Annotated in this window: 21 protein-coding genes, 1 pseudogene and 1 riboswitch; of the genes and pseudogenes, 4 read left to right on the top strand and 18 right to left on the bottom strand. The window is 37.4% G+C overall.

Going from position 1 to position 21,534, the window contains the following annotated elements; translation table 11 throughout:
• Nucleotides 1–96: 96 nt before the first annotated feature.
• The 15 genes and pseudogenes from SPD89_RS17375 to SPD89_RS17305 all read right to left on the bottom strand — a co-directional run bounded on the left by SPD89_RS17375 (nt 97) and on the right by SPD89_RS17305 (nt 16,744).
• Nucleotides 97–1,026, bottom strand: a complete 930-nt coding sequence (locus SPD89_RS17375) for a DMT family transporter (RefSeq protein WP_336263212.1) — start codon at nt 1,024–1,026, stop codon at nt 97–99.
• Nucleotides 1,027–1,187: 161 nt separating this feature from the next.
• On the bottom strand, nt 1,188–1,631 hold the full coding sequence (locus tag SPD89_RS17370; RefSeq protein WP_336263211.1) for a VOC family protein: 444 nt from the start codon (nt 1,629–1,631) through the stop codon (nt 1,188–1,190).
• A gap of 129 nt (nt 1,632–1,760) precedes the next feature.
• Nucleotides 1,761–2,480 carry a hypothetical protein gene (locus tag SPD89_RS17365; protein ID WP_336263210.1) on the bottom strand — a complete coding sequence of 240 codons (720 nt, stop codon included), beginning with the start codon at nt 2,478–2,480 and terminating at the stop codon, nt 1,761–1,763.
• On the bottom strand, nt 2,437–2,763 hold the full coding sequence (locus SPD89_RS17360) for a hypothetical protein (RefSeq protein WP_336263209.1): 327 nt from the start codon (nt 2,761–2,763) through the stop codon (nt 2,437–2,439). The genes SPD89_RS17365 and SPD89_RS17360 overlap by 44 nt, the downstream gene beginning before the upstream one ends.
• Nucleotides 2,764–3,021: 258 nt before the next feature.
• Nucleotides 3,022–3,285, bottom strand: coding sequence for a type II toxin-antitoxin system RelE family toxin (locus tag SPD89_RS17355; protein ID WP_336263208.1), 264 nt, complete (start codon nt 3,283–3,285; stop codon nt 3,022–3,024).
• A complete protein-coding gene (locus SPD89_RS17350; protein ID WP_336263207.1) occupies nt 3,278–3,496 on the bottom strand; it encodes a hypothetical protein in 219 nt (72 codons plus the stop codon). The genes SPD89_RS17355 and SPD89_RS17350 overlap by 8 nt, the downstream gene beginning before the upstream one ends.
• A 627-nt stretch (nt 3,497–4,123) precedes the next feature.
• Nucleotides 4,124–5,419, bottom strand: a complete 1,296-nt coding sequence (locus SPD89_RS17345) for a TIGR02679 family protein (RefSeq protein ID WP_336263206.1) — start codon at nt 5,417–5,419, stop codon at nt 4,124–4,126.
• Nucleotides 5,420–5,485: 66 nt separating this feature from the next.
• The gene (locus tag SPD89_RS17340) at nt 5,486–9,622 is read right to left on the bottom strand and encodes a TIGR02680 family protein (protein ID WP_336263205.1); all 4,137 of its coding nucleotides are present in this window, start codon (nt 9,620–9,622) and stop codon (nt 5,486–5,488) included.
• The gene (locus SPD89_RS17335; RefSeq protein WP_336263204.1) at nt 9,606–10,781 is read right to left on the bottom strand and encodes a TIGR02678 family protein; all 1,176 of its coding nucleotides are present in this window, start codon (nt 10,779–10,781) and stop codon (nt 9,606–9,608) included. Before SPD89_RS17335 ends, SPD89_RS17340 begins: the two co-directional genes overlap by 17 nt.
• Nucleotides 10,782–12,275, bottom strand: coding sequence for a TIGR02677 family protein (locus SPD89_RS17330; RefSeq protein ID WP_336263203.1), 1,494 nt, complete (start codon nt 12,273–12,275; stop codon nt 10,782–10,784).
• Between the two features lie 236 nt (nt 12,276–12,511).
• Nucleotides 12,512–13,198, bottom strand: a complete 687-nt coding sequence (gene tenA, locus SPD89_RS17325; protein WP_336263202.1) for a thiaminase II — start codon at nt 13,196–13,198, stop codon at nt 12,512–12,514.
• Between the two features lie 92 nt (nt 13,199–13,290).
• A riboswitch (TPP riboswitch) is annotated at nt 13,291–13,391 on the bottom strand.
• Nucleotides 13,392–13,497: 106 nt separating this feature from the next.
• On the bottom strand, nt 13,498–13,977 hold the full coding sequence (locus SPD89_RS17320) for a YbaK/EbsC family protein (protein WP_336263201.1): 480 nt from the start codon (nt 13,975–13,977) through the stop codon (nt 13,498–13,500).
• 78 nt (nt 13,978–14,055) lie between these two features.
• A pseudogene (locus SPD89_RS17315) lies at nt 14,056–14,427 on the bottom strand (Uma2 family endonuclease); the annotation flags it as partial.
• Between the two features lie 269 nt (nt 14,428–14,696).
• Complete coding sequence (locus SPD89_RS17310) at nt 14,697–15,590, bottom strand: transposase (RefSeq protein WP_336263200.1); 894 nt, start codon at nt 15,588–15,590, stop codon at nt 14,697–14,699.
• 371 nt (nt 15,591–15,961) lie between these two features.
• Nucleotides 15,962–16,744 carry an ABC transporter ATP-binding protein gene (locus tag SPD89_RS17305; protein ID WP_336263199.1) on the bottom strand — a complete coding sequence of 261 codons (783 nt, stop codon included), beginning with the start codon at nt 16,742–16,744 and terminating at the stop codon, nt 15,962–15,964.
• Between the two features lie 235 nt (nt 16,745–16,979).
• On the opposite strand from SPD89_RS17305, the gene SPD89_RS17300 reads away from it, so the two are divergent.
• The 4 genes from SPD89_RS17300 (at nt 16,980) to SPD89_RS17285 (ending at nt 18,457) form a co-directional block, all read left to right on the top strand.
• Nucleotides 16,980–17,153 carry a hypothetical protein gene (locus tag SPD89_RS17300; protein WP_336263198.1) on the top strand — a complete coding sequence of 58 codons (174 nt, stop codon included), beginning with the start codon at nt 16,980–16,982 and terminating at the stop codon, nt 17,151–17,153.
• A gap of 24 nt (nt 17,154–17,177) precedes the next feature.
• The gene (locus SPD89_RS17295) at nt 17,178–17,534 is read left to right on the top strand and encodes a protoglobin domain-containing protein (protein WP_336263197.1); all 357 of its coding nucleotides are present in this window, start codon (nt 17,178–17,180) and stop codon (nt 17,532–17,534) included.
• The gene (locus SPD89_RS17290; RefSeq protein WP_336263196.1) at nt 17,518–17,712 is read left to right on the top strand and encodes a hypothetical protein; all 195 of its coding nucleotides are present in this window, start codon (nt 17,518–17,520) and stop codon (nt 17,710–17,712) included. Before SPD89_RS17295 ends, SPD89_RS17290 begins: the two co-directional genes overlap by 17 nt.
• A 172-nt stretch (nt 17,713–17,884) precedes the next feature.
• Nucleotides 17,885–18,457 carry a methyl-accepting chemotaxis protein gene (locus SPD89_RS17285; protein WP_336263195.1) on the top strand — a complete coding sequence of 191 codons (573 nt, stop codon included), beginning with the start codon at nt 17,885–17,887 and terminating at the stop codon, nt 18,455–18,457.
• A 57-nt stretch (nt 18,458–18,514) separates the two neighbouring features.
• On the opposite strand, the gene SPD89_RS17280 is transcribed toward SPD89_RS17285, so the two are convergent.
• The 3 genes from SPD89_RS17280 to SPD89_RS17270 all read right to left on the bottom strand — a co-directional run bounded on the left by SPD89_RS17280 (nt 18,515) and on the right by SPD89_RS17270 (nt 21,378).
• On the bottom strand, nt 18,515–18,898 hold the full coding sequence (locus SPD89_RS17280) for a retropepsin-like aspartic protease (RefSeq protein WP_336263194.1): 384 nt from the start codon (nt 18,896–18,898) through the stop codon (nt 18,515–18,517).
• A complete protein-coding gene (locus SPD89_RS17275; protein WP_336263193.1) occupies nt 18,898–19,155 on the bottom strand; it encodes a hypothetical protein in 258 nt (85 codons plus the stop codon). Before SPD89_RS17275 ends, SPD89_RS17280 begins: the two co-directional genes overlap by 1 nt.
• A gap of 63 nt (nt 19,156–19,218) precedes the next feature.
• A complete protein-coding gene (locus tag SPD89_RS17270; protein ID WP_336263192.1) occupies nt 19,219–21,378 on the bottom strand; it encodes a DNA topoisomerase III in 2,160 nt (719 codons plus the stop codon).
• Nucleotides 21,379–21,534 lie beyond the last annotated feature (156 nt).

Raw genomic sequence — 21,534 nt, 5'->3', positions numbered from 1 at the left:
TAAAAATGTTTTATACTTAAGACTTTGCTTTATGTTTCCCCGCACTAAAATCACATGCTTTTACTCAATTATAAAATCATCAAGCGACCCTGTTTATCAAACCGACTCCCCCACTCTTTCAACTACTTTCTCTTTCCTCGTTCTTTGCGCCACAACAATCCCACATATAATCAGGCCTGAACCAACTACAATCCCTACCGACATTTCTTCTCCTAAAAGGAACGCACTAAATATAAGCCCAAATATCGGCACAAGCAATGTAGCGATTGTCGCTGTTGCCATATCAATCATGCTTAAAATAAAATACCAAACAGTAAAGCAGAGTGCGGAGGCGAATATTCCAGCAAATAAAATATAATAAAAGCTATGTACGTTCAACTGAACCGGATCTCCCCATTCCATCACCATTGCTGCAATAATGATTCCAATTGTACCGAACGTCATTTGATAGGCCGAGGCTTGAACTTTATGTAATGCTTGAAGATGGAGGCGGTAATAAATATTGGATATTGCCCACACAATTGCTGCCATAACGATTAATAGCTCTCCAATAATTGATTGGAGTTTTTGCTCAGTCCAAATATCCCATCCCAAAATAGATAGTAATCCTATCATTCCAATGATTAAGCCGACTATTTGTTTAACTGTTAGCTTTTCTTCTAAAAACCTTATCGCTAATAGGCTACTCCACATCGGCATGGAATATAAAAGTACAGAAGATTTTCCTGCATCAACGAATCCCAAACCATACATGACAAGTATAAACACTGCAGCGGTTTGTAAGAGTCCAACAATGACGAGAGGTTTCCAATACTTCTTTGGCGGGACACCTAACTTTAAAATAAATACGATAGCAAGTAAGGTTAGCGATCCGATTCCGAATCTAAACGCATTAAAAGTGAAAGGTCCCATATAAGCTAGGACTTCTTTCATAACCACCCATCCATAGCCCCATAGAACGGTTATGATGATAACGAGTAAACCTAACGTCCACTTATTGTTAGGAAGGATAGATTTTTTGTTCATATAGCGTAGCCCTCCTTCTAAAACTGCAATATCTCCATCATATCAATTTTCGAGAATAAAAAGAAACCCGTTTTTTTCTTGTGATGGGTTTAGTTTTCCGAGAAAAGCAAAAGCGCTTGGTTTTTAAAGTGTTTTTAACCTCAATTAATCATTTACAAATATTATAGGTCTTCGATAATTAACATTTCTGATTCATCAAACTCCCAATCTTCCCCATAGGCAACTTCCCAATAATAGCCATCAAGATCAGTGAAATATCCACTGTATCCGCCCCAATCCGTTTGCTTTGGCTCTTTTTGAATTGTAGCTCCAGCTGACTCAGCCTTTCTTAAAACCTCATCAACTTCTTCCATTGACTTTGCATTATAAGCTAACGTGATCCCTGAAAATCCATTTGATATCTCAGGTGGATTGTCTTTATTCACGTCTTTTGCAAGTTCTTCTATTGGATACAAGGCAATTCTTGTCCCCTTATTTCTAAAAAATATAATAAAAGGATTTGATTCTGTTCCTCTAATCGAAGTATCAAATCCAAGTTCCTTAAAAAATTTATGTGATTTTACAATATTCCTCGTTCCAAGAGTAATAAGATTTAACCTATTCATCTTTTTCCTCCTTGATAAATGTATATTATAATTCAATAAACTTGGCGTAAAAACCTTTTCGTTACTGTCCTTGGTTACTCCATCAAATTTATCATTTATAAATGTCTATAGCTAGTTTATTATTTATTTTCATCTATTGGCTATCGCTTTAATAATATGAAGATTTTCAACCACTGTCCTACTGAAATTACGATTCTTAGCAAAATAAGAAGCAAGGTTCTTTTTTGCTGTTTCAATTATTTCATCATCAAAATAAGTTGTGTCTATGTATTCAACTTCCCCATATCTCGCTCTATAAAAGGCAATTCTTTTAATGTCTAAACGTTGAAAAGAATCATCCATATTGTAATTTTCTTCAGCATTGTGAATCTCCAAAGAGGTTTCATTAAGTAAATAATATCCAACTATTTGAGCAATCTCTTGCCATTTATAACCTATATTTTTCCCCGTCTTAAAATCATATAATGTCCCGTCAATGATAACATCAGCGTCTGCACCACCTACAAAAGCGGATGCAATACCAAAATTAGGATTGTAGATAATTTCACTGGTTGGATTGATTATAGACATGAACTTTTCTTGAAACACATCACATAGTTGTTCTAAATCTTTTATAACTTCATCATCTGATCCATCAAAAAATGAACTTTCCAAAAGATCCGCTGGAGGGAGTCCTGAGCGAAAAACACGTTCAAGTTTTGCTAAGAAACAAACATCTAAAATCAATTCTTTAATATCTCTTTTGTTGTTACAAAATGCTTTTAATCTTTTTACGCTTTCCTTAACCTTTTTTTCGATTTTCGATTCAATAGAACGATGTTTTTTTAAGAAGCTTGATAAGACGATCACTCCACCCCCCGGCTGTTATGCTCGAGTATGATTCATACCTGTTTTCTTTTACTAGTCGAGCCAGCATAACTCTAGCCAAATAATCAAAAGCAATTCCAACAATTGAAGAATTATCACTTTTAACAAGAGCATAAGGAGCTAAAACTTCATAATCAGTTTTAGAAAATGCTTCTTTACCAGAAATTGTTTGAAACGATTTCTTGTTTGGGATAATTTCTCTTAAAATCTCTTGAAACTCTTTCTGATTAGTTTTTGAACCTCTTAGTAAACTAGTAAGAGACATACGTTTTTCTCCTTTCTAAATCAGCTTCCAGTTCCATATTTTTGCTGCCCATTCAATCTGTTTTGGTTGGAAGATTTAATTGTTAAAGTTTATACGTTTTTAAATAGCTATTTAGATATTTCTGCATGAAAGGTAAATATGAAGAGTGGATAATATTCCGAAAGGTACTGTAGTATTTAATTCGACCGACATCGAAACTGAATAATTTGGATTGTTCATGAAGGGTTGAAAATCAGTGGATAAAATACTGGATTAACGTTACAATTTGTAAATATCCCCCCTACTATCCACATCAAAAACAAAAATTACGATTTCATTATCCATAATTTTATATAGTACTCTATATTTGCCAATTCTTAATCTAAATGAATCATCATATCCTGCTAATCTATGAATATCCAAGTTCGTATCATACGGATTTTCAGCAAGAAGTAATAATGCTCTTTTAATCCTTTCCTTTGTTGGTTTATCTAATTTTTTTATATATTTTCCTGCTCTTTTTGAAAAATTAATCTTAAACATCATTGTCACCTTTTTCAAAAACTTGGTCAAATGTTAAATAATCTCCTTCCGAGTATTCTTTCAATGATTTTTTTAAATCTTTTTTTGACTTCTCATCTAAAATTACTTCTTCCTTTTCAAGTAATCGATCCAAATATTCTTGTATTTCTAAATACTTTTCTTTTGGGATTTCTTCAATTTTTTTAAATAAATCCCACTTTGATATTGCCATTTCCTTACCTCCAATTTTTTTCATAAGCACGTCTTATATAAAACCATATTAACACACAATTAGTTGCATTGTAATGACTTGTCATTACACCAACGAATCTCAGAAGTTTATTTAAGTATATAGTAAAAAACCCGCACATTCATCGGCACGGGGTATTCCCCTATTATAACAATATTACCTTGATTAAACATCGTCGTTCCAAACCTCATCATCAATATCATTATTCCAAAAATCTAGACTGCTATCACTATCCTTTATAAATTCCTCTGATAAACTTGTTTCCTTTAACTTTTAATATTCTGCAAGTCAAGGATTTTTACCATTTCTCGTTCAGGTATTTCTTCAATTATTTTAAGTAGTCGTTCTTTGGCTGTATTCATGTTCTCGTACACCTCTTCCATGAATAGTTTATTTTATATTACCTGAAGTAACAATCCACGGTAAAGATTCATCTATTAATACACGAAAACGGTAGCTATATGATCTGAAAATAATCTTGTAGAAATTTCCCGACGGAAACCAAGTTATTCTGCAATAAAAAATACTGGTTTATAACGAAACCGGTCGATGCAAAGAATTCAGCACCATCCTCAGTACAAGCACCTATTTTCTATAGGATAATCTAAATCAAGTCATCCTCTTTTCTTTTAAATCCTCCACCATCCACTCTACCAATGCTTCTTGATATCCTGCTTTTTCAACCCGCTGCATTTCCGTTGCAACTTCAACTAATCTCTCATCTGTCATTCCTTTTAATTTTTCTAGGCGTTCTTGTGACAATTCCTTCGTTGGGTTCGTTCTACGATAAGCTTCTAACCCCATATGCCATAATTGAACAGAGTCAGAATATCGTTCCACTAACCGCTCAGCCATGCCAAGACCCTCTGGATCAAAATCGCCGGCGTAGTACAAGACACAGCCGTTTTTCACTAATAAATCCATTAACATTAGTGTTGCTAATGTGAATTGCCCATTTGTACAAATGATTGGCGCATCTGGTTTATAATCAAGTAACGTTGCGCAAACACCTGAGTTTTCTACGATCCAAACGTTCTTGCCCACCGTGGGATAGGCACGAACTAATGGAACGAGTTCTCGCAATGGAACAATTTGAACTGTCTGTTCTTTTACAGCCGCCTCCCATACAGGATGCAATCCACCAGCAGTTTCAGCGAATAAATTTGCGCAAGTAACAAAGTTCAACAAATCATCGCGATAAATAAAATGATACTCAAGAATCTCATTAATTTCTTCTGTCGTATTCGGGATTTCGGCTTCAGCTTCTTCTATTTCAGCTCGGTGAACCGCTAATAAATGAATAAACATCCTCCCTAAATCTGTCGGTAAATCGAATGCGTGTGGATCACCCGTGATTCGTTGGCTAAACATGGGTAGTCGCTCAGCAATTTTGGGTAATGCAGAAAATGCCTGTGCCAACGTTGCAAGTAATTCTTTAAATATATCTGGGTCATTTTCCGCAAGCCGCAAAATCCATCGTGCCTCTCTTTTTTGGTCTTGAATAAAAGATATCCAAAAGGCTATATTGGGATGACGGTTTTTCTGTTCTAATAAAAACTCATGTAAATTCGCCTCTTTTATTGCGAGTTGTTCTTTTTTAGAAATAAGTGTTTCTCCAAAATATCCATCCAGCAATTGCTTTAATGAGATTGCACTGAATTTGGTATGTGCGATTTGTTCTTCAAATGAACGCAATGAAATGGAGCCTTTCTTCTCTAATTGCTCACCTGGCAATCCAAAAAACTTGCCGATTTCCTCCAGTTCACTATTCGAGAAACCTTGAACGGAAACTGTGCCCCCTATTCGTCCAAGAGATTCATATTTTTTCCGAAACAGTTTAAAGAGTTTATCATACGCTAGTTCACTTTTAAAAAAACATACCGCTTCTTTAATTAGGTTTTCCATCTAGATCCTTCCCTCACCTATACGGATAGAGGCGCAAATCAAATTTTCGCGCCTCCTACATATCAATTAATTCAAACTTTCCTCTAATGCTTCATCTTCATCTACAACTAACTGCCTTGATTTCCCGTCCCACAGATAACGGATGACCGTAACGAAGTTGGCGTTTTTCGGGCGGACGAGTTCACATATCGATAGACTAGAAACCGTATCATAGTCTCCCCAAAGCACTTGGGAGTTCATAATATAGTCAAAACCTAGCTCTTCTACAATTCGAAACATAGCACTAATATTATCATCATCCACCCCAGCAAATGCCTCATCGAGTGAAATGATATAAGGTGCTGCTTGATCTGCTTCTAAATATCTTGAATAACAAGCGGTGAAGAGTGGAATATACATGGCCATCGCTTTTTCTCCACCACTAAATTTGTAAAAGGCATTATTCGTCAGTTCTCGCTTTGGTTCTCCGACTCTTTGATAGGACAGGACAAATGAAAACCAATAACGATAATCGAGCACTTCTTTTAACACTTGGAGGAGCGTGTTTCCTTCTCCTTTGATTTCAATTAGTTCTTTCGCACGATCGATTTTGGAACGGAAATGCTCCATCACTTGATTTAAATCTGCTTCTTTTAATAAACGCGGATCTCTCCGTAACAAGTCGACAAGTTCCTTCGTGTCGAGTTCTGCTTCAGTTTCAGCTGTTCGTGGCTTCCACTGGATGGAAAAGGATATCCCAGAGGTCGAGTCACTTTTTATCATGAGCTCATTCATTTTTTTCGTCCATTCTTGTGCACGGTGAATTCTGCTTCTTAATTTTTTTCCGACCGAATCAAATAAAATTTCTTCATATAATTGGCGATCCTGATCATTTAACATCGTCTGTTGGCGGGAGCGGTCTTCCTCCACCATCTCCTGCACATAATATGGGCTCAAACGTTTTCCTTGAAAATCAAGTTGAATGATCCGTCTTGATGCTTTGTTTTTCCAATTTTCAAGTAATATATTTTGCTCATCTGTCCATAATTCGCTTGAAACATTTACGTCAGGAATTGGCGTCGAATGTTCGGTCATACGATACTCCATTAAATTAGAAAGTTGTTCGTAAAACACTTTGGATAATTGCTCTTCAATTTTAGCTGGTTCCGTTAATTGGTCTTTATATTTTTTGATAATCCAGGTCACTTGTTTTTCTGCTTCGATTTCTTCAGGAAGTTCAATAAATCCGTATGCGATTTCTTGTACATATAGCTTTTTCCACGCTTCTATGATGACTTTTGAAAATCGCACTCGTTGTTGCTGCTCCAAAATGACCGTTTCTATTGTCTGTAATTTCACTGCTTTTAACGGGGTATCATCTCGATTTGTTTCTAGTTCAGCATTTGTTTCCGCGATATCTCTTTGTACGTCTTGAATTTGCTTCCGAATATCCTCCATGCCATGAGCTTGTAACTGACTTTCAATTTCAGCGATATTTTGTTCCAGTCGTATCTGTTTATCTTCTAAAAGATTTAATTCCCCTTTTAATTCATCGACTTCCAATTCCAGCTCGTTCAGACGACTTTCTGCTTGTTCTTTGTTCCGTTGTTCATGGCGGTAGGTGACGTGGTATTTTTCTAAATCACTTACATCTTTTTCATAACGGCGTTGAATAGTAAGTGCTTCTTGATATGCTTCATACGTAAATTCAATATTTAAACCCTTTGTTTCCATATCAAGTTTTCGTTTAATTGCTTGGAAAACATCGATAATCTCTCGTAGTTTTTGGTCATAATTAACTAGTTGCTTTTTTAGTTGGCTAATCTGAAAGCGACAAGTTTCAATATGATTAAAACTGACGTTTAAGTCATCATCATTCGGAAAAATTTTCATCGCTGCTTGTGCCGCTTCGACTTTTTCTTCTAACGCTAATATCGCTTTCTGCACATGTTGTTCGTTCTTATTGAGACGTTCAATTTCAGCCGTAATACGCTCAATTTGTTCTTCTCTATACCGTTTCCTGGCATTTTTTCCAATAAAACGTACAGTTTCAACTGGTACAGCATGTCCTTCGACAGATCCGATCTTATACGTACCATCAACTCGGATTGTAATACCTTCTGCTTCATCACTTTCCACTAAGATGCTTCGCAGCACTTCATCGATCCGTGAAGCTTCTACCTTCGTATGTTCATCGACATCTGGAAAAAGATAATCTGCCAATGTATGTGCCATCATCTGCGGATTTGGTTGAAATACTCGGTCATGTTCGATCAGTATGTTCTCATTCGTAATCAGTGCATCGAGTAACCCTGCATCAATAAGTGCCGCTTCGATCCGTTTTCTGACCTCTTCATCAACATGTTCCTGAAATTCAACTGCCTCATAAAATGGAATAAAGGCATGATTCGCTCTCTGCAGTCTTTTACGCGCTTCTTTTGTTGCTTCTTGTTGATTTGGTGGTTCAGGGTCTCGTTTGCTTTTCCATTCAGCTAATTCACTTTCCTGCTCTGCGATTTCTTGTTGAATCGCCGTTCGCTCTGCTTTCTTCATCGCAATGGATTCATTTACTCGTAGTTGAAAATCATTACTCGCCTGCACATACGGCATACGAATTATTTCAAAGGAAGTTGGTTCATACAATCGTAATAGATCGCGTGACGTTTGTTGTAACAACCCTGAATCGATGCCTAAAAAATCATGTTTTTCTGCCCATGCATGAATTTCATCGATTTTTTCTTGTTTATCTTTTTCAAAAACTTGTGTCCAGTCGTTTTCTTCTTGCTTCGTTTGGTCGATCTCAAGCTGTGTATTAGCAATTATTTTTTCGGTTTCAGCAATTTCTGTTTTCTTTTGTTCATACGTTCGAAGTTGTTCACTAATTGCACCTAGCTGGTCATAATGATTTCCAGCTTCCTGCTTCCAAACGGTAAAATCAAAATTATCATCTTTAGATCGTTCAAAATCTTGGACATTTAGCTCGTGACGTTCAAAAGAGGATTCTGCTGCATCCGCTGCTAAGTCAATAAGCTGGTCTGCCATTTTATTTTCGATTTCAGAAATTTTCCCTGACAAGTGCTCGATCTGTTCTTTTGTTTTGACTTCTTGTTTTGTTTTTTCTGTTACTGCTTTATCCTTTTTCTCATATTCTCGATTCGTTTCTGTGAAACGTTCTATTTCAGTCGTTCGTTCTTCTTCTAAACTCCAAACTTTATGTTTCTGTAATCGATTTTGTTTTTTCTCTAATAGTTCTGACTGCTGTTCTAGTTCTTGTTTTCGTTTCGTAAGTTGTTCCAATTCGAACTCTAGTTCATGTTTTTCCTGCGTTTTTTCGGTAATCAATTTTTCTTCTTTTTGAAACCTTTTTTTCGCTTCCACATAATGACTTGCCGCCTCAACAAGTTTATACTCATTGTAGGCATGATAACGTTTGATCAATTTATCTAACGCTTCTTGTTCCCGGTCTAATTGTTCGATCTGTTGTTTCGTTTGATCCATATGTTCAATCGTGTCAGACAGGTGACGGAGATCTTCATCTGTCAGTGGTGGTAACGCTGCTTCTAAAATCTCATAAATGACCGTTGGGCGAAAATCTTTAGATAATTTCGGACTTCTGAGTTGGATTAATAGTTTAATCAAATCTTCATACGCTTCGATCGTTTCAAAACCGAAAATATATTTATTGACAAGCTTCATATAGTCGCCTTGTGTACGAACGACATGCCCACCTGTTCCGATTCGGTTTTCCAGTTGAATTCTGGATAATGGAATTTGTTGTTTTTCTCCCGCATGATGTTCGTATTCATATAGGAAGAAATCTTCTCCAATTCTACGGTTATCGGTAATAACAAATCCCCAAAAATTTAACGTCTTATGGCGTCTTGCCTGTAGACCTATTCCAGTAGTTATATATTGATTCGTATTTTCTCGTTTATATTCCAAAAATAAATAGCCTGTCCGCTCATCACGACCTGCAATTTCTTTTTCTCCAAGTAAATAGTCTTCGATTTTCCGAGCGCGGGAACCGAATGGGTCGAGGCGATCTGGAGATTTTTTCCCGTCTAATAAAATCGGTAAAATACTTTGCATCGTGACTGATTTTCCTGATCCATTACTTCCTCTTAATAATAACTTTCCGTCCGCAAAGTCAAAAATTTCATCATCGTAATACCAAAAGTTTAACAAACCTGCTCGTTTTATTTTCCATTTATTGTGCTTGTTCATGTCGGTTTCCCTCCTCTATGAGAAAATTTTTCGGATATTTCCCAGATACCCTTCCTAATAATGGGCGAAGACTGTACGCACCTGTCGCTTCTTCTATTGTAAGCATTTCCCAGTCGAGTAAAACATGAACCAATTCATTCATTGTCGCTGTGATGGAGCCTTCTCGATATTGTTTACTCCAACCTTTTCCATAAATAGCGTGGACATCTTTTATTGTCTGTTCGAACATAATTTTTGTAATTCTAATATTCCCGAATTCGTCCGTTTGAAATTTTTCTTCCTGTTCACGAATATAACTTGCAAAATGAAGAGCGACATCCATCATCGCCTTTTGATCTGGGAAAAGGGTTAAGTCCTGTTTTCGTTCCTCTGAGACAAGCAGTGCGGCGTTTTTAAAAACTTCCAACCGAAAGAGGGTGTGTGCTTCTAAGTCGTCTCGCAGTCGATTACGATATTGACGTATATACGCAAAATCAGGATCATCTTCTCCTTCCCGGTAGACGACGGGAGAAATCATTAATTTTCGATAGACGCGTTTTCTTCTGGCATCTTGTTCATGACGTTCCCATTCACTGTCTAAAATTTCTGTAACAGAATCATATTCAAATAAATCTTTCGGATACGAGCGCATAAAGTAACGTGCATAAATGGTTGTCTCATAGAGTACTTCTTGTTCCTCGTCCATGGCGAACTGATCTATTTCCCCTTCCACTGTTGTAAGGATCACTAATTTTTCTAGCTGTTTAATAACTCGAACGAGAGACCGGCGGTGGTTGTAATTCGTCCAATCGAGCGCCATTTCTCCAGGATACATATCTTTAATATCTTCACAAATATCAGATAATAAAAATTGTTCATCGACAGAACGGTTTTCTGTAAATGCTAAGGCACAACAAAAAATCGCATAATCACGTGGTTCTTGAAACTCCTGAATCCCCATCCAACTTTTCGTTTCGACAGGAATTTTTTCGAGTTTGATAAAATGTTGATGAACGATTAAATCAAAGCCAAATTTTTCATCGACATAGCGTTTGAGCATTTTTTCTCGTTCACGAATTAGTTGATACGTTTCAGGATCTTGCAATCTTAAAATCCAAAACTTTTCCATTAGAACACGTAATGCTGTTTGGGCTTTTTCATCGAATGCTGCTATTTCCATTTACGCGTTCACCTCTTCTAGGAACTGAAAAATTACTTTCGGCATTTCGATAGCGCCATCTTCTGCTTGCAAGATGATTCGTTCCTCATTGGACATGATCACTTTAACGATGTGCCCATGTTCCGTTTGCAATGTTCGGTCTTTTCGCATCATTGCTTTTCCGATCCAACTTAATAACATTTTTCTTACGTAAGGTTCAATAACTGGTAGTTGGTCGAGATGAATTTCATTTCCATCCATATATTTTTCAAGTGTTTGTTGTTCGATTTGTTTGTGACGAAGATGCTCTCGTTTTGTTTCTTCTTTTTGTTTCTGTTGGCTAATGATCGCACCTGGGCGTGTTTTTTCCCGGTAATTTCGGATCCGTGGATTTGTTTCGTGTTCCATCGGATGCTCGTCCCACACATCTGTATAAATATCATCTGTCGGGACGTGATCGCTAAATAAATGCCTTGTATGAAACACACCAAAAACAACAGCTGAAAGTTCATGGGCGTCTTTTACGTCAGGTAAAGTATCAAACCATTTCGCTAGGTGGAGATAATCTTTTTTTCGGCTCCGGAAGTAATTATGTCTTTCTCCTAATCGTTGTACAACCCGGGTGATCCGTCTAATTTGTTCATTTGTGCGGATTTGTAGCATGTCGAGTTCACTTTCTCTTCGTTCATTTCCTAGAAACCAAATGGATAGACTTTGCCATTTCTCTTGTTCCGCTTCGATAAGTTCTTTTTTATCTAATTGAATATCTTCAAAACGGGGAACTCGTTGTTGGTGGATGATCACTTGTTCAATCAGTGATTCTAATGTTGTTAGTTCAATGGATCTTAATAGTTGCTGAATTTTAAGTGCTGTTTGTTGTAATTCAATAATGAAGTCTCGCAAATAAGTCGTGAATTGATCTTTAAATACGAGAAATGCCTCTGTTTGCATCCGCTCTTCCGCTTCTTCTGAATTAATATGAGCAATATAATCGGAAGTGTTTTTCGTAATCGAGCGAAAATACGTAAATACATCGTTCCAAATTTGAGCACATTCATCAGCACTTGGAAGGGGTGAATTTTTCCTAACAAGTTTTTCCACCTCAAAGAGTGCTTGATATAATCGCTCAAACTCCTTTTTCTCAAGCGATCCACCAAACGTTTCTCCACCCTTTTCCATTTCTTGTAGCATGCGTTCAAATTCGACAGTATATGGTGTACATTGGTATCGAAATCTCTTTTTCTTAAATTCTTCTATCGTACGAGCTTTCCCCGTTTCTTGTCGGGCAATTAAGTTATTCCACCGTACGAGTTGATCCAAATCTTGATGCAATTGTTCTTCGGTATAATCAGCAAATTCTTGTAAGCTCATTAAGTATTCATATACTTCTTCAGGAAAAAGAAATTCTCGCATTCTTTCATGTTGAATATAAAAATAGCGTAATATTGCTCGATAGCTCCACGCTTTATCTACAGTTAAATAGGAAGCTTCAATTACTTTTTTAAAAGGTTGCAAATGTGATCACCTACAATATTCGACTTAATTCTATTGTAAATTGTGGATGGATAAAAGTCTATTGAAGAACTGCGATCAAATCTGTAAGCTTGTATAGAGAAAATTATATGATAGAAATATCAAGCGAAGTCAGAGGTTCAATGTTGTAGAATGACTCGACATCTTGCCAATCATTTCGATATGTTTATTGTCTGCCTAAAATCAAAAAAGACGGGTTCCCCCGTCTTTTCAACTACTTATGATTTTGCTAATTCTTTCACTGGCCACATGGAGAGATTTTCCGCCATGTCCCAGAACATATATTCAAAATAGCTCGTTTTCACGAAGATTTCTTCTAGTTTTTTCAGTTCATGCTTTGGTTTGTCTGTTGCGATTGTATTGATTAAATTGATACAGTCGTTTGCAATTTTTGTAAATCCGTCGGAGGAGTACATGTTAACCCAGTTCCCGTAAAATTCGTGGGTGAGAGCTCCTGGCCATGTTGCTAGTTTTCTCCCGATCCAGTTGTAGCTCCATGCACATGCAAGTACTGCCGCAATTGCATTCTCCACGCCACCAAGTTGCGCCTGGCTGATCATATAGCTCGTGTACGCTGTCATCGTCGCGGACGGTTCTGTCGCTTCAAGTTCTTCATTTGTAATGCCAAATTTTTCTGCATATTCACGGTGTAGATCCATTTCAAAATTCATTGTCCCGTGGAGGAGGTTTGCAAAAATCGTCATCGTTTTTAGGTCATTAGCCTTTGTGCTTCCGATCGCAAATACGCGGGAATATTCAATAAGGTACACATAATCTTGCTTCATATAATGAATGAACTTTTCCTTATCGAGTGTTCCTTCCCCAATCCCTTTCACAAACGGATGCTCCAAATAACTGTTCCAGACTGGTTCAACTGCTTTAAACAGGCGGTCACTAAATAACATTGTATTTCTTCTCCCTTATGTATTTTTCTGAATGAAGAATCAAAAAACCATTCCATATGCATGGGGAATGGTAGAATACTAAGGTATATTGAATAATACCACCACCACTTCCCTACGCTAGTATAATCTAGATCAGGTTCAAAGGGTCAAGACATGTCTTTCTCAGCAAGATTTTGCTCCCCTAGTGATTCATCTATTCAGTTAATACCTAAGTTAACCTAAATTATTCATTTTGTCAAAAGAATATCAAAAAATTGAGTTAACTATAAACTGTCCGTTTTGTCAAAAAATTATCAAAGTTATTTCACAGAGACTACTCGTCCTCCTGTCATCGTCACTAATTCATCAGGTGTCAATTGGAAAACTGCCATCGGATGGCCTGCCGCTGCCCAGATTGTTTCATACTGAAACAGATCCTCATCAATTAGTGTAATCACTTTTTCTTTATGACCAAGCGGTGGTACACCACCAATGACAAAGCCTGTCTTTTCACGGACAAAATTAGCGTCCGCATTTTTAATCTTGTCATCTACATAGCCGCTAATTCGCCGCTCATTAATTCGATTTTTCCCACTCGCAACAACGAGTAAAGCTTGATTAGTATTTTTCAAACGAAAAATAATTGATTTCGCGATATGTTCAACATCGCAACCGATCGCTTCAGCGGCTTCTTTTGCTGTCCTTGTACTACTTGGCAATTCAACTACTTGATTTGAATATCCTAAACCCAATAATTTATTTTGAAATTGTTGAGCACTTTCTTTTAGTTTAGTAGACACTTTATCACTCCTTACAACCTTTTGCCCAGATTATACCATATCCGATAACCTCGGATTAATTGTAAGTAATTTGGCTGTAATGAGATCATGCGACTGGTTGGAAGGACTTAAGATTTCAACAATTAGGTTGGGAACTCCAACATATCTAGCATCTGTAAAACCACTTTTATCACAAATAATACTGATATCAGGAATAACAATTTTAGTATCCTTTATTGCATCACTTTTTAATTCAATGTCATATGGCGCATGAAATAACTCACAAGGCTTTCCTTCAAGAAAATTATCAAGTTTGATCTCCAGATTCCTGGATATACGTTGATGTTTTGTAGATGGAGATGGCGACATGTAAACAAATCCATCAATATATTCGAGTAATGCATCAGAGGTTTCCCGTATTCGAAAATACTCCTCAACTGAAATAGAATCATTACGGTATAGGTTCGTCACATTACCACCCTCTCTTTCTCTTAATTGTTATTTTTATTTTAAACCATGTTTTGTTATTACCTACCCAACTTTGTCTAGCCTACAACTATTTTTAGCTGTGTCCTCTGTCTAAAATCGTTTTGTTAATATAGTTTGAAAAATCATGAATGTTCAAGTGAAAACTTAGAGAAATTGTGGTATACATGTATTACAGAAGGGAGTATTTTATTACTAAATTTCACTACCGCTTGAGGTTGTTGTTTACCTATTACACTAAAAATTCCAAATTATTACTCATCTAGTTTTTTCCTTATCTCTTTCACCTTCTCATTACTTAAACCAGTTATGTCCACTATTTCTTCATTTGAGAAGCCCTTCTTAATCATGTTGACCGCCACTTGTTCCATTCCTCTTTCCATTCCTCTTTCCATACCCTTTTCAAAATAGGAGTTTGGCAATTCAAGGATGCGGGTTGCCTCTTCTTCCGGCAGATTTGAAATCTCCTCTCGCATTTGTTTTTCCTCCTCTTCGTTTAGCTTTAAATACGTTTCGAAAAAACCGTAGAGTAATGCTGTTCTTGCGGGATCTAGTTCCATTCGACTTACCATGCGTAAAAATTCTAATTTTACTTGTACACGTTCTTTTTCTGTATAACCCATTTTACTTAGTAGTGCGGCTGCAGCAGGATTATCTTTACGAATAAAAGCTCGCCAATTCTTTTTAATTAAATGAAGTTGCAAATAATGAAATTCCAAAACCGAAAAGGTTGGAAATTCAATTATAAAAGTATCGGAAACATCTTTTTCTTTATTATAACTAAAAACAGCGATAGGTAGAATAGGTTTGCGGTATTTTTCATAGAGACGGCTGCAGTAAATAAACATTCGCTCGTGAAATTCTTTTTGGTAGGATGACTGTGGTTCGACATGGATGAGGACTAATCTTTCTTCGTCATTCAATTGTACCTCGGCAAGAATATCAATTTTTCTTTTTTCCCCTATTAAAATATCGGTAAAGACCTCTTGTTCCAAAAAGGTTACGGAAGAAAAATCAATATAGGCATGCACTTTAGGAAAAAACGCTTCAATAAACTCTTGGAAAAATGTCTGAATTAACTCCTTAAATAAACGGTCATGGTCAATATAAATTGATTTTCGTTCTAAAACAATAGTTGATGACAGCAACACATCAATCCCTTTCTAAGCATAATATATTCAGTTATATTTTACCATACTTTTTACGTAAAAGTACGTGTTCAAAAAGGAGGATAAAAAGGAGCAAGAAGTTCGAGGCGGCGCAGTTTCGAGCAGCGGCATTCGTGCGAAATTCGCAGTGTCATTTTTACCGGACTTTTTGAACAGCCTCTAAAACGTAGATTGTTATTTGCACATTGTCCATTTACCTCTACTATTACTATATACTACTTCCGTTACTTTTTTAGATTCGGTACGGAGGCATCGGACGGATCCAAACGGGGTTTTGCTGTAAAAACGGACGAGGAGCGTCCACCGAACGGATCCATCGAGACCAGGCACGCGGTATAGCATCGGGCTTCTTACACCAACGTCAACCAAGCACGCTCCCTACGCCAGTCAACTTCGATATTTCTTCCGTACAGCGCCGACATGTTTTCACCTGTTAACACTTCCTCTCTTGTTCCTTTGGCGAAAACGGTGCCATCTTTTAATAATAGTGTATGTGAAAAAACCGGCAGCACTTCTTCGATATGGTGGGTTACGAAAATAATCGTTGGAGCGTCTTTTGCCAAAGCAAGTTCTTCCACCGTGGTTAGTAGCTCTTCTCGTGAGATAAAATCCAGTCCACTTGTCGGTTCGTCCAAGATGAGAAGCTTCGGCCTAGAGATCAAGCCCCTAGCAATGAGGACTTTCTGTTTCTCACCGTGGGAGCATTTTTCGTAAGGTTGTCCATATGTATATTCAATATTGAGCTGCTTCATTACTGCCCTCGCCTGCTCAAAATCCTCTTCAGTTGGATCCACAAAAGTAAGGCCAACTGCTGCGAATTTTCCGCTGACAACGAGTTCTTCTGTATTATGACGCTCGTTCAGCCTGGCACCAAGGGATGAGCTGACCCAGCCGATCGAATGGCGTAGTTTTGTAATATCTGTTTTTCCAAATGGATGCCCAAGCACTGACACCTCGCCGGTTGATGGCCAGATGTAGCTGTTTACCATATTTAAGAGCGTTGTTTTCCCAGCGCCGTTTAAGCCGAGTACCGCCCAATGTTCTAAAGTTTTCACTTCCCAATTGATGTCGCGCAAAATTTCTTTTCCTTGTCTTTTCCAAGAGACGTTTTTCATTTCTATGATTTTTTCCAATCGAATCACCTCTATAACTAGTTTAAAGTTTTTCGATATTTCTGTCCATTTGTGTTATTCATGAAGTGACTAATTCCGTATTGAAATAACTTTTATCATATAGTTCTGAATTAGCTTGAACACTACCTCTCCTTTCATTAGATATTTATAACCATTACTTAAGACTCAAAATGAACTTATTTTCCTCATTTATGATATTCTAAAACTAGACGAATAGACTACGGAGGTAACAGTCATGTTTACAATGAAACGAAAAAACAGAGTTGACATTCCATCATTTTCAACAACAGATCTACCATTAGACGACATGCCTAAAGAAGTTCATGACATTATGAAACTCGTTCAACTAACGAAACAAGATATTGAATATTTGTCCCTCATTGACGACATGATGGAAAAACACGCTTAATCTATTGCCGAGCGGCATTATGAAATGGTGATGGATATCCCTGAGATTAAAGGAATTTTTGAAGAATTTACTACATATGACCGATACGTGCCGGCAATTATGAATTATTATAAGCAATTGACAAAGCCGAAACTGGATCAAGCCTACGTTGATTACCGAAAAAAAATCGGTACCATTCATAGCCGTATCCAATTAACCGAAGAATGGTACTTCGGATCGTATATGCGAGTGTATGAATATTTAGTACCTTATATTACTAACCGTTTTGCGTCCAAAACGAAGCAGCTTGCAGGGGTTTTGGTTGCTTTAAATCGTATCATTGCGTTTGACACGATTCTTGTGTTAACAGCATATGAAGATGCAAATGATTATAAAAAATAAATTAATTGATAGTGTTAGTGATGCAATGGATGAGGTTATTAAAATCGATGAAATCGGCAGCTTATTATCTGTCGTAAACCATATAAACACAGAAGCGAATGAAGTAAATGAATCGACTAAACAAATAAATATGGCGGTAGAACAAGTTGCCGTTACCGCAAAACAAGCATCTTCTTAAACAAAAGAAATGGTCGAACAAGCAATCGAAAGCAAAGACATTGTGGAATCGTCACTCACTGGATTTTTATCAATGATTGATGAATTCCAAAATTCAAAAGACAATTTCCAAGCATTAACAGATAAAGTGAATTCCATTTCTGAAGTGATCGATTTCAATAAGAGCATTGCCGATGAAACAAATTTACTGGTTGAACGCATCCATAGAAGCTGCGCGTGCTGGTGAAAATGGTCTTGGATTTGCTGTTGTTGCGGATGAAGTGCGAAAACTTGCGGAGCAAACGAAGAGTTCCGTTGAAAACATTACAAAAGAAATGATTGAAATTCAACAAGAATCAACTAACGTAAGTTCCTCGATTGAAAACTTTTCTGAAAATTTAAGTGAACATGTAGAAAAAACAAACGTAGCCACGAAAGCCATTGATCACATTATGGAACATATTGATGAAGTGAATCAGGAAATTCGTTCAATCGCTACTTTTACAGAAGGTGGAGCAGAAGGTATAGAAGAAATAAGTGCAAAAATGGATGCACTACAAGAGCATTTTGAAAATACGAAAAAAATAACGTTTGCCACAGGGAGATCTCTTTATACAGCAGGAAAAGGTGTAAACGAAATTCGAAAAACAGCTTTAAAAGCAATCAAGTCACCAACAGCTGAACAAGAAAAATGGATAAAGGAAACGAATGAAAGAGTTGCTAAATGGTTGGAGTATAATGATACGAGTGGATTTGGAGAGGAATAATATCACCCTGCTAATTCATTGAAAAGCGAGTAAAAGTCTGGTAACTCTACTTGCTTTTCAATCACACTCTAAAGTTAGCTTGTCTATATTAATTATAGCTTTAATTTCCTGCAATAAGTCTAGTCCTATAATGCCATCTAATTTAAAACCATAATTCATGGCACCAACTTCTAATACAAAGTCATTGACTTCCGTCTTTCCAACTTTAATATTATCTATCGTTTTTGAAAATACAAATTCAGATCCTCCAACACCAGTAATCCGAAATATCATATCATTTTCCTCCGCAATAATTCCTATTGTTTCGGCTAATTCTGAAGAAATAATTGTACTCCCAGAACCTGTATCAACTAATACACGATGTAATACTAAACTATTCCCTCTGTACGTTAATTCAATATCTGTAAGTAATAAACCACTATCAATTGTTAACCTTTTCATTATCTCCTCACACCTACCCACTTTTTCTCAATAATATCCGGTTTTTTTCGACTAGTATGAAGTACATACAATTCTCGAGTAGGGTCTTCTCGATGAAGCTTTTGGTACTCTTTCATTGCATCTGGTGAATTAGAGAATTTTTTTAAAGGGGTTATTTCTTCCAAAACCCGTTCGCTTTTCTCATTTGTATATGCTTGGACAGCTTCAAGTAAAATCCATTTTTTTGGAAATGCTTGCCGTACCTCTTCCCATTTCAATTTTAATCCACCTCCTAAATTTATTATATCATTAAAATAGGAAGAGCAGATAGCCCTTCCCACTTATTTCTTCAACTTCGCTAAAGCGTCAGCGAGTGCATTATTTTTAAAATCATCCTGCTTCTTCATATACTTATTAATATCTTTTTTCGAGACACGTTTATCTTGTTCCTTCTTCCGGCGTTCCTGAAAAGTCGCCAGTTTTTCACGGTGACCGCACACACAAGTAAATGTCTGTCCTTCGCCTTCCCCATACAACTTCATCCGCTTCTTACAATTCGAACATCTGGCGTTCGAATTTTTGTAGATATTTTTCTTATAATTACACGAACGATCCTTACAGCGCAACATTTTACCGTGACGATTTTCAATTTCAAGCATTAAACCATCGCAGCGCGGGCATTTTGTTCCCGTAAGATTATCGTGTTTGAACGTCGCATCCGCCTGTTTTATCTCCCGAACAATTTTTTCCGTATACTGCTTAATCTCCTCGATAAATTGCTGCCTATTTAATTTTCCTTTTTCAATTTGGGTCAGTTTCTGTTCCCACTCAGCCGTTAATGCCGGTGAACGCAAATCTTCTGGCGCAAGCTCCAGCAACTGTTTCCCCGTTTGTGTCAAATATAAATATTTTCCGCGCAGCTCCATATACTGTCCGTCGATCAGCTTATCAATAATGTCCGCGCGCGTTGCCACCGTCCCAATTCCACCCGCCTGATGGAGTGTTTTTGCCAAATGTTTTTCATTCGAGGCCATATAGTGTGCCGGGTTTTCCATTGCTTTTAAAAGCGCTCCTTCGGTGAAACGTTCCGGTGGTTTTGTCTCTCCTTCTGTGATCCGAACGGAAACATCTGCAATTTCTGCTCCTTCCTTGTACGGATGGAGACGATCCTCGTGACTTGCGCTCATGCCACGTTCATACACTTCTTTCCAGCCAAGTTTTACGACCGTGTTCCCACGAGCAATGAATCGTTCCCCTTCTACTTCTGCATGGACACGAACTTCCTCATACTCATGTGGATCGGATAAAACAGCTAAAAATCGCTTTACAACAAGGTCATAAATTTTTCGTTCATTGCTGCCGAGTACTTCTAAATCAACCGGCTCCTCGGTAGGGATAATCGCATGATGGTCAGATACTTGCGCATTATTGACGACCGATTTTGCGAGTTTATATTTTTTCTGAGCAAGCTTCCGTGCCACACTAGCGTATTCATCCACCCCGCATGCCTCAAGCCGATCTTTTAATGTCGGGACAATATCTGTTGTGATCACACGCGAGTCTGTCCGCGGATAGGTGAGTACTTTATGTCTTTCATATAAGTTTTGCATCGCATTCAGTGTCTGTTTTCCAGAAAAATTGAAGATCCGGTTCGCATCTCGCTGGAGTTCGGTTAAGTCGTACAATTGCGGTGCGAATTGTTTTTTATGATTTTTTTCTACAGAAATAATCGTCGCTCGTTTGTTATTTAGTTGCGTGCGAAGTTTTTCTGCTTTTTCTTTATCAAAAATGCGCGTATTGTTTTGCTTATCTTGCCATGTAAACGTTGTTCCTGTTTGGTTTTTTAGTTCCAGTCCATAAAAGGTTTGCGGACGGAACTCGCGGATTTCTTTCTCACGTGTTGCAATAATCCCGAGTGTCGGCGTTTGTACACGCCCACTTGAGAGCTGCGCATTATATTTTGTGGTTAGTGCCCGTGTTGCATTTAAGCCAACATACCAATCCGCTTCCGCACGTGCAACTGCGGAGGCATATAAATTTTCGTACTGTTTTCCAGGTTGTAAGCTTTTAAATCCATCCCGAATCGCTTTATCCGTGACAGAAGAAATCCAAAGACGTTTTACTGGTTTCTTCACACGAGCTTTTTCGATAATCCAGCGGGCAACGAGTTCCCCTTCCCTCCCTGCGTCTGTTGCGATGATAATATCTTTTACATCATTTCGGTTCAGCAGATGTTTTACCGTATTAAATTGTTTCCCCGTTTTTTGAATGACAATTGTTTTTAAATGTTTTGGCACCATCGGCAAATCTTCCATACGCCATGTTTTATACTTTTTATCATACATATCTGGGGTCGCGAGCGTCACCAAATGCCCAAGCGCCCATGTGACAATATATTTCGATCCTTCTAAATAGCCGCTGCCATTTTTATTACAGCCAAGCACCCTCGCGATATCACGTGCAACGGATGGCTTTTCTGCTAAAACAAGTGATTTACTCAATTTTTTAAAATCCTCTCTATTTTATAACTACCTCTACTATAGCATAAGCCTGTAGAAATGAACTGTATCATACCATGCACTAGCTGCAAAATATTATTTATATGTGTGCACGCTTTAGAAAGACGCAAGACACATTAACATATAAAACGAACGGAG

The organism is Pseudogracilibacillus sp. SO30301A (assembly GCF_037072025.1).
Taxonomy (GTDB): domain Bacteria; phylum Bacillota; class Bacilli; order Bacillales; family Amphibacillaceae; genus Pseudogracilibacillus.
The sequence above is the reverse complement of the archived record's forward strand: the minus strand, read 5'-3'. Positions and strand labels throughout refer to the sequence as shown.